This is a genomic window from Streptomyces sp. URMC 126, from assembly GCF_051386555.1.
Classification (GTDB): domain Bacteria; phylum Actinomycetota; class Actinomycetes; order Streptomycetales; family Streptomycetaceae; genus Streptomyces.
Window position 1 is genome coordinate 1 of record NZ_JBPQTX010001419.1, and the last position, 231, is coordinate 231.

The 231-nt window shown below is 71.4% G+C and carries 1 protein-coding gene; it reads left to right on the forward strand.

Annotated features, from left to right (window positions below; all coding sequences use genetic code 11):
- On the forward strand, positions 1–231 hold a 231-nt coding region (locus ACSNOK_RS36500; RefSeq protein ID WP_436784934.1), incomplete at both ends, for a hypothetical protein.

Below are 231 nucleotides of genomic sequence, written 5' to 3' on the forward strand. Positions count from 1 at the left end.
GTTTCCCGCTGGTGGTCAAGCCGCGCGCCGCCGCCGGTGCCGCGGGCACGTACCGGGCCGACGGCTGGGACGAGCTCGCCCGCGTGCTCGACGCCACCGGCGTCGCGCGGGGGGCGCCCGCGGCGATCGAGGAGTTCATCGAGGGCCACGAGGGCTTCTACGACACGCTGACGATCAACGGGCGCGTCGTCCACGATTTCATCAGCCACTACTACCCGAACGTCTTGGAGG